Genomic DNA, 7,263 nt, shown 5'->3' with positions numbered 1-7,263 from the left:
CGCGCGCCGACTGCAGCGCGGCGCGGGTTTCGGCCAGCGTCTCGATCGCGCTGCGCTGCCCGGTCTGCGCCTCATGCTGCGCCGTCTTGGCCGCAGCGACAGCCGCCTCGGCCGCTGCGGCTTCTGCACGCGCCTGCTTCGCCGCCTCGGCCGCCGTGCGCCAGCGGGCGAACAGCGCGCGCGCCTCGGCCACCGCAATCTGGTGGCTGAGCGCGCGGTAGCGTTCCGCCGCCTTGGCCTGGCGCGCCAGATTGGCCGCGCGCGCCTCCATGTCGGTCAGCACCTGTTGCAGGCGCTCGAGATTGGCTTCGGTCGCGCGCAGCTTCTGCTCGGCATCCTTGCGGCGGACATGGAGGCCCGCGATTCCCGCGGCCTCTTCGAGCATCTGGCGCCGCTCGACCGGGCGCGCCGAGATCACGGCGGCGATCCGCCCTTGGCTGACCAGAGCCGGGCTGTGCGCGCCGGTGGCGGCATCGGCAAAGAGCAGCGCGACATCTTTGGCGCGCACGTCGCGGCCATTGGCGCGATAGGCGCTGCCCGCGCCGCGCTCGATCCGGCGGACGACCTCGAGCTCGCCATCCTCGACCGAGACCGCCGCGAGCACAGGCTGGCTGACCTCGGTGAGCAGCGCGACCTCGGCGAAATTGCGCGCCGGGCGGGTGGCGGTGCCCGCGAAGATGACGTCCTCCATGCCGCCGCCGCGCATCGACTTGGCCGAGCTTTCACCCATGACCCAGCGGATCGCCTCGAGCAGGTTGGACTTGCCGCAGCCATTGGGCCCGACGATCCCGGTCAGCCCGGGTTCGATCCGCAGTTCGGCAGGTTCGACAAAGCTCTTGAATCCGCTGAGCTTCAGCCGCTTGAAGCGCATTGGGGCGGTGAAGGAAGGAGCAACGGGCGCAGCAGGGGCGGGACCAGAGGTTTCCCCCTGATCGGTGCTGTCAGCCGTCAACCCCCCTTGGTCCATTCAACCCCTTTCGGAAAGCCGGGGTCAGCGTGCCCCCATCGCCTGAATCTCGGTTTCCAGCGCCGGCCAGCCGGTAAATTCGACCTTGCGACCGTTGAGGAAGAAGGTCGGCGTGCCCTGGATCTCGTCTTCCTTGGTGGCGATATTGGTCGCCTCGGCCAGCGCCTGCGCGGTTTCGACATTGGTCAGGCACTGCATGGCCTGATCGCGCGAGATGCCGCGCTGGGCGAAGAAATCGATCAGGCCGGTGCCGTCGGCCAGCGCGACGAAGCGCTGATTGTCGGGCATGGCGAGCGCCGCCTCGAAACGCTGCTGGCCCATGGCCTGCGCCTTGGTGAAGATGTCCTCCTGATTGGCGAGGACCTGCTCGGTCAGCGCGAAATAGCTCTCGTTGGGGCCGCACCGGGTCAGCATCGACGCGGTGAGATCGAGCGGCTCGCGGACGAAATTGCGCAACTCGAAGCTGACCCGGCCGCTGGCGACATATTTGTCGCGGATCGTCTCGAACGCCTGTTCGGCGAATTCGGCGCAATGGCTGCAGGTCAGCGAGGCATATTCGACCAGCTTGATCGGCGCATCGGGGTTGCCCATCACATAATAGCCCTTGTCGGTCTTGGTCACCGTCTCGGTCCAGTTCTTGCCGGCAGGCGCGGGAATCGCGGCGATCGGTTCGCCGGAGGTGGCGCCTTCCGCGGTCTTGTCGGCCTCGCCGCTGCACGCGGCGACGGAGAGCATCAGGGGCAGGGCGATCAGGCTGGCAAAACGCTTCATACAGGCTTGGTCCTTGCGATAAAACAGGTCGATCGGTCATCAATTCCTCCCCTGCAAGGGGAGGGGAACCATCCGTCAGGATGGTGGAGGGGTATCACCCTGGCAGCACCGCGGACACCCCTCCGCCAGCCCTTTGGGCTGCCACCTCCGCTTGCAGGGGAGGATTTTCCTACCGGTTATCTCCAATGCACGCTCTAGCGGCTGGCCAGCAGCGGTTCCAGACTTTTCCAGTCGTAGACATTGGGCTGCAGCTTGCCGTTGATGGTGAAGCTGGGCGTACCCTCGATCTTCACCGTTTCGCCGGCGAACTTGGTCATTGCCAGCACCTTGCCCTGTTCGGTCTTGTTGGCAAGGCACGCATCGATCTGGGCATTGGTGGCCAGCGGTGCATGCCGACGCAGCTCGTCATACAGGCCGAGATCGCTGGCAATGCGCTTCAATCGGGCATTGATGTCGCCCTGATACCAGGCCGCCTGGCCTTCGCGGCCCAGGCTGCCGGCCTTGGTCATCCAGGTGCGCTGGCTGGCGAGCAGGCCGTGATGGCGACGGAAGAAGCTGCGCGGTTCGCCGCAGCGCGCCAGCAGTGCGACGGTCATGTCGAGCGGATCGCGGATGAAATTGCGCACTTCCAGGCTGGTCTTGCCCTTGGCGATGAAGCCGTCGGCCAGCGCGGGGTTCGATTCCTGCTCAAACGCCGCGCAATGCGGGCAGGTATAGCTCATGTACTCGACGATCTTCTGGGTCGCGGCAGGGTTGCCCAGAACATGCCCGCCAACCTGGCTCTGGCTCACCCGGTTCGACCAGTCGGCAGGTGCGGCGGCTTTCTGCGCGGTGCCGGGCGATACGGCGAACAGGCTCGCGGCGGCGGCGAGCGCGATGGCGGAAACGGCAAGAAGCGGGCGCAAAGGCGCAATCATCGATCAACCTCATCAGGCAAGGGCGGCGCAAACAGGCGCACGGGTTTCAGATTGTCGCTCCTTAGCTGAACCGGGGCTGGCCGTGGAGCCTTGGCTGCCGCCTCGCGCGCCTCCTTTTCCTCGAGGCTGCGCGCGAGCGATTCGAGCACGGTCTGCAATTCGGGATCGGCAATCGGCTTGAGGCCATCGGCGGGCGCGATGTGGGGCGTCAGCGTTCCGTGGCGATATCGAACGCGCGCCACCGCCGCATAACCGAAAAAGCGGTTCACCCGCGCGATGATCTCGGGCTCGGCATGCTGCATGAAGATCGCGGTCGCGCTGGTCACGACCAGATGCAGCGTGCCATCCGCCTTCTTGCCGCGCGCGAAGGCGATCGATTCGGGGCTCGCCATCGCGGCATAGCGCGGCCCGGCAATCTCGGCCCAGCGGCTGACCAGCGAGCTCTGGATGAAGCCGAACTTGCGAAAGCTGGTCTCGCCGATCGACGAAATCAGGTCGGCTATGCCGCGCGCATCGCCGCCCCGCCTGCGCCGTGGAGGGGCAGCAGGCTGCGCCGCCTTGCGCGGCCGGGTGGTGACGGGCTTATCGCTTTCCATTTCGCGCGCGACCATGGCATAGCCGCCCCATGTCCGTCGAGTGTCGCGATGATATTGTGGAAACCGGCACCGGCGCGATCGCTGCGGCGCTGCTCGAGCATTATGATATGCATGCGCGTGATCTGCCCTGGCGCGTCTCGCCCGCCACGCGCAGGGCAGGGGTGACGCCCGATCCGTATCGCGTCTGGCTGTCCGAGGTCATGCTGCAGCAGACCACGGTCGCGGCGGTGACCGGCTATTTCGAACGGTTCACGACGCGCTGGCCGACGGTCGAGGCGCTGGCCGCCGCGCCGCAGGAGGACGTGCTCGCCGCCTGGGCGGGGCTCGGCTATTATGCTCGCGCGCGCAACCTTATCGCCTGCGCCAACGTGGTGGCGAACGAGCATGGCGGGCGTTTTCCCGAGACCGAGGCAGGCCTGCGCGGCTTGCCGGGGATTGGCGACTATACCGCCGCGGCTATCGCCGCGATCGCCTTTGACCAACCCGCGGCGGTGGTCGATGCCAATGTCGAGCGGGTGGTCGCGCGGCTCTTCGCGATCACCACACCGCTCCCCGCAGCCCGTCCCGAAATCCGCAAGCGCACCGCCGAGATCACTCCGCGCGAGCTTCCCGGCGACTTTGCCCAGGCGATGATGGATCTGGGCGCGACCATTTGCACCGTGCGCAACCCATCGTGCCTGCTCTGCCCGCTGGCGCCGCACTGCGAAGCGCGCGCGCAGGGCATCGCCGAATCGCTGCCGGTCAAGCCGCCCAAAAAGGCCAAGCCGCAGCGCACCGGCACCGCCTTCTGGATCGAACAGGACGGGCAGGTGATGCTCGTCCAGCGTCCTGGCAAGGGCATGCTCGGCGGCATGCGCGCGCTGCCCGACGATGGCTGGGTCGCAGGACGCGACGGAAGCGGGCAGCCGCCCATTACCGGCCAGTGGCGGGTCATCGATGCGGCGGTGACGCATGTGTTCACGCATTTTTCGCTCGAGCTCGCATTGGCGCTTTATCGCGGCCCTCAAATCGATAAGGTTGCCATTGAAAACCTGAATGGCATCTGGTGGCCGGTGGAACGGATTGCGGAAGCGGGGCTTCCCACGCTGTTCGCCAGGGCGGCTTCCGTCGCCATTCAGCATCGATAAAGCCGGGCTCGCGATAGGCGCAGATCCGATCAACGGGAGAAACACATGTCGAAGCTTTTGAGCCAGATGCCGCAGATGAACCGCCGCCACATGCTGGGTTCGGCGGGCCTGCTCGGCCTGTTCGCCGCGATGCCCGGCTATGCGCGCGCGATGGCGAGCGGCGATTTCAACCTGATCCGCAAGCAGGTCGAGGACTATGTCGCCAGCAAGAAGGTGGCAGGCATGCTGGTGTCGATCGGCTTCGGCGCGCAGCCGGCTGCGCTGGTCGGCGCGGGCAATCTGGCGCTCGATATCCCGACCCCGGTCGATGCCAATTCGCTCTGGCGTGTCTATTCGATGACCAAGCCGATCACCGGCATGGCCGCGATGATGCTGGTCGAACAGGGCAAGCTCAAGCTCGACCAGCCGATCGCCGATTTCATCCCGGAATTCGCGAACATGAAGGTGCTGACCGACCCGGCCAAGTCGCTCGATTCGGTCCCCGCGAAGACAATGATCACCCCGCGCCATCTGATGACGCACACGGCGGGGCTGGGGTACAATATCGTCACCAAGGGGCCGCTGCTCGACGAATATAACAAGCTCGGCATCTCGCCCGCCGCGGTCAGCTTTGTCGACCATATCCGCGGCTTCCGCGCGTCGGGCTTTACCCAGTACATGCCGGCAGAAACCTATCCCTTCCAGCGCGAATTCCCCAAGATGGTCTATGACCAGCTCCAGGCGATGGGCTGAGCGAAGGCCGGGGGCACGACATGAGTCTTTCGCTGATCGCTCCGGCCTTGACCGGCAATCGCATCGACCGCGCCGACCAGGTGCGCGTCGATCCGGACCGGCTGGCCGGATACATGAACTGGAAGGCCAAGGTCCTCAGCCTCAACGGGCTCGACCCCGCGGTCGATTTCGAAGGAAGGCTGGTCTGGCGCAGCCTCGCCGATGCCGCGCCCGACAGCGAGTTCATCTTTCTCGGCCTGATCGACGAGAAGGCGCATTTTGCCGAGCTGAAGCGCGGGGAGCGCGGATCGGGGCTCAACTACAATCCGCGTGTCTGGCAGATGCTCGCCGGGCTCCCCGCCGATGAGCTCGCGCTCTATGGCGGCGCGCGGACGCTGGTCGACTGGCATGCGCGGCACCGCTTCTGCTCGCTGTGCGGTGCGGCCAGCGCGATGAGCAAGGGTGGCTGGTCGCGCACCTGCACCGGCTGCGGCGCAGAGCATTTCCCGCGCGTCGATCCGGTGACGATCATGCTCTCCGAATATCGGGGCAAGGTTCTGCTCGGCCGCCAGCCGCGCTTTCCGCCGCGCCGCTTCTCGGCGCTCGCCGGTTTCGTCGAGCCGGGCGAGGGCATCGAGGAGGCGGTCGCGCGCGAGCTGTGGGAGGAGGCGGGCGTGCGCGTAAGGAACGTGCGCTATGTCGCCAGCCAGCCCTGGCCGTTCCCGTCATCGCTGATGATCGCGTGCACTAGCGAGGCGCTGAGCGACGAACTCACGCTCGACACCACCGAGATCGAGGAAGCGGGCTGGTTCAGCGCTGCGGAAGTCCGCGCCGCCATGGCGGGCGACGAAAGCGCCCCGTTCATCGCACCGCCGCCCTTCGCGATCGCGCACGATCTGCTCAAGCACTGGCTGTCGCAGCAATAGCCGCGCGGACGGAGGGGCTCGGCCGAGCGCGGAAGCACACAGCAGATATTGACGCGCCCCGCATCCAATGGCATGTGCGCCCGACCACGCCACACGGCGCCAGGCGCGCGGGTATAGCTTAGTGGTAAAGCTCCAGCCTTCCAAGCTGGCTAGGCGGGTTCGATTCCCGCTACCCGCTCCAAGGCCTCTCTCAGGGGGTCCGAAAACGGCTCGTAAGCAGCTGTTTTACAGCGCTTTTTTGTGATATGCTTTCTTAGCAGTTCCAGTAATGTTCCCCTACACATTGCCCATTTGATGGGGTTTTTGATGGACCTGCAGCCAAACTTGCTGGTGAGAGGTCCATCACAATGGCTGGAAGTGCTAGAAAACCCGGGCTTACAGCGGCAACAGTTGCTCGCGCGAAGCCCAAAACCACCGATTATAAGCTATCTGACCGGGATGGAATGTACCTGCTGGTGAAGCCCAGCGGTACTAAATATTGGCGGATGAACTACCGCCATTTCGGCAGCCAGCGGACGGTGTCGTTCGGTCGCTACCCTGAAGTCAGTCTGGCAGAAGCCAGGCAGCGCCTCATTGAGGCCCGGCGGCTGATCGCGGACGGTATCGACCCCGTCGACCAGGCCAAGCTGGACAAAATCGCCGATAGCGTTGCGGCGTCCAACTCCTTCGAATTGGTGGCCGCCGAATGGTTGGAGAAGGTCAGGCTCGAGGATAGGGCGGCAGCATCGATCAAGAAGTACGAGTGGCAGCTTAGTCTGGTGACGCCCACCATCGGGCGGCGACCGATCTCAAAGATCACTGCCCATGAGGTTCTGGTGGCGCTCAAGAAAATCGAACGGACCAAGCGGTTCTATACCGCCACCAGCGTACGGACCACCTGCAGCCAGATTTTCCGTTTCGCGATCGCAACTGCGCGGGCCGAGCGCGATGTGTGCGCTGATCTTCGTGGCGCGCTGGTGACGCCCAAGGTTGTACACCGTGCTGCAATTACCACGCCTAACGAAGCAGGAGCCTTGCTGCGCTCAATTGAAGGCTACGAGGGCGACGTTCTTACTCGGATCGCGATGCAATTCCTCGCAAACGTTTTTGTTCGCCCTGGCGAGCTCCGGCATGCTGAATGGGCTGAGTTCGACTTTAGTCGCAAGGTTTGGACGATTCCTGCGCACAAGATGAAGATGCGAAGGCCTCACGCCGTGCCCCTGTCACGCCAGGCTTTGGAAATCTTGCGCCAGATCGAGCATGACGCAG

At 65.2% G+C, this 7,263-nt stretch carries 8 protein-coding genes and 1 tRNA gene; 5 read left to right on the top strand and 4 right to left on the bottom strand.

Annotated features, from left to right (window positions below):
* The 4 genes from DM995_RS22265 to DM995_RS09125 form a co-directional block, all read right to left on the bottom strand.
* Positions 1–871: AAA family ATPase (locus DM995_RS22265; RefSeq protein ID WP_232824239.1), on the bottom strand; the 871-nt coding region annotated here is incomplete at its 3' end.
* 120 nt (positions 872–991) lie between these two features.
* Positions 992–1,738, bottom strand: coding sequence for a thioredoxin domain-containing protein (locus DM995_RS09135; RefSeq protein WP_116969224.1), 747 nt, complete (start codon positions 1,736–1,738; stop codon positions 992–994).
* A 194-nt stretch (positions 1,739–1,932) separates the two neighbouring features.
* Entirely contained in the window at positions 1,933–2,655 is a 723-nt protein-coding gene (locus tag DM995_RS09130) for a DsbA family protein (protein ID WP_023839010.1), read from the bottom strand.
* Entirely contained in the window at positions 2,652–3,251 is a 600-nt protein-coding gene (locus DM995_RS09125; protein ID WP_232824237.1) for a DUF721 domain-containing protein, read from the bottom strand. Before DM995_RS09125 ends, DM995_RS09130 begins: the two co-directional genes overlap by 4 nt.
* A 29-nt stretch (positions 3,252–3,280) precedes the next feature.
* Between DM995_RS09125 and mutY the strand changes: the two genes are divergently transcribed.
* The 5 genes from mutY to DM995_RS09100 form a co-directional block, all read left to right on the top strand.
* The gene (gene mutY / locus DM995_RS09120; RefSeq protein WP_116969222.1) at positions 3,281–4,378 is read left to right on the top strand and encodes an A/G-specific adenine glycosylase; all 1,098 of its coding nucleotides are present in this window, start codon (positions 3,281–3,283) and stop codon (positions 4,376–4,378) included.
* Positions 4,379–4,423: 45 nt separating this feature from the next.
* A complete protein-coding gene (locus tag DM995_RS09115; RefSeq protein ID WP_116969221.1) occupies positions 4,424–5,110 on the top strand; it encodes a serine hydrolase domain-containing protein in 687 nt (228 codons plus the stop codon).
* 20 nt (positions 5,111–5,130) lie between these two features.
* Positions 5,131–6,015, top strand: coding sequence for an NAD(+) diphosphatase (gene nudC / locus DM995_RS09110; RefSeq protein WP_116969220.1), 885 nt, complete (start codon positions 5,131–5,133; stop codon positions 6,013–6,015).
* A 107-nt stretch (positions 6,016–6,122) separates the two neighbouring features.
* Positions 6,123–6,196 (top strand) — tRNA-Gly (locus DM995_RS09105).
* 166 nt (positions 6,197–6,362) lie between these two features.
* Positions 6,363–7,263 (top strand): tyrosine-type recombinase/integrase (locus DM995_RS09100; RefSeq protein ID WP_116969219.1); only part of this gene is annotated, 901 nt, incomplete at its 3' end.

The organism is Blastomonas sp. UPD001 (genome assembly GCF_003426715.1).
Classification (GTDB): Bacteria; Pseudomonadota; Alphaproteobacteria; order Sphingomonadales; family Sphingomonadaceae; genus Blastomonas.
The sequence above is the reverse complement of the archived record's forward strand: the minus strand, read 5'-3'. Positions and strand labels throughout refer to the sequence as shown.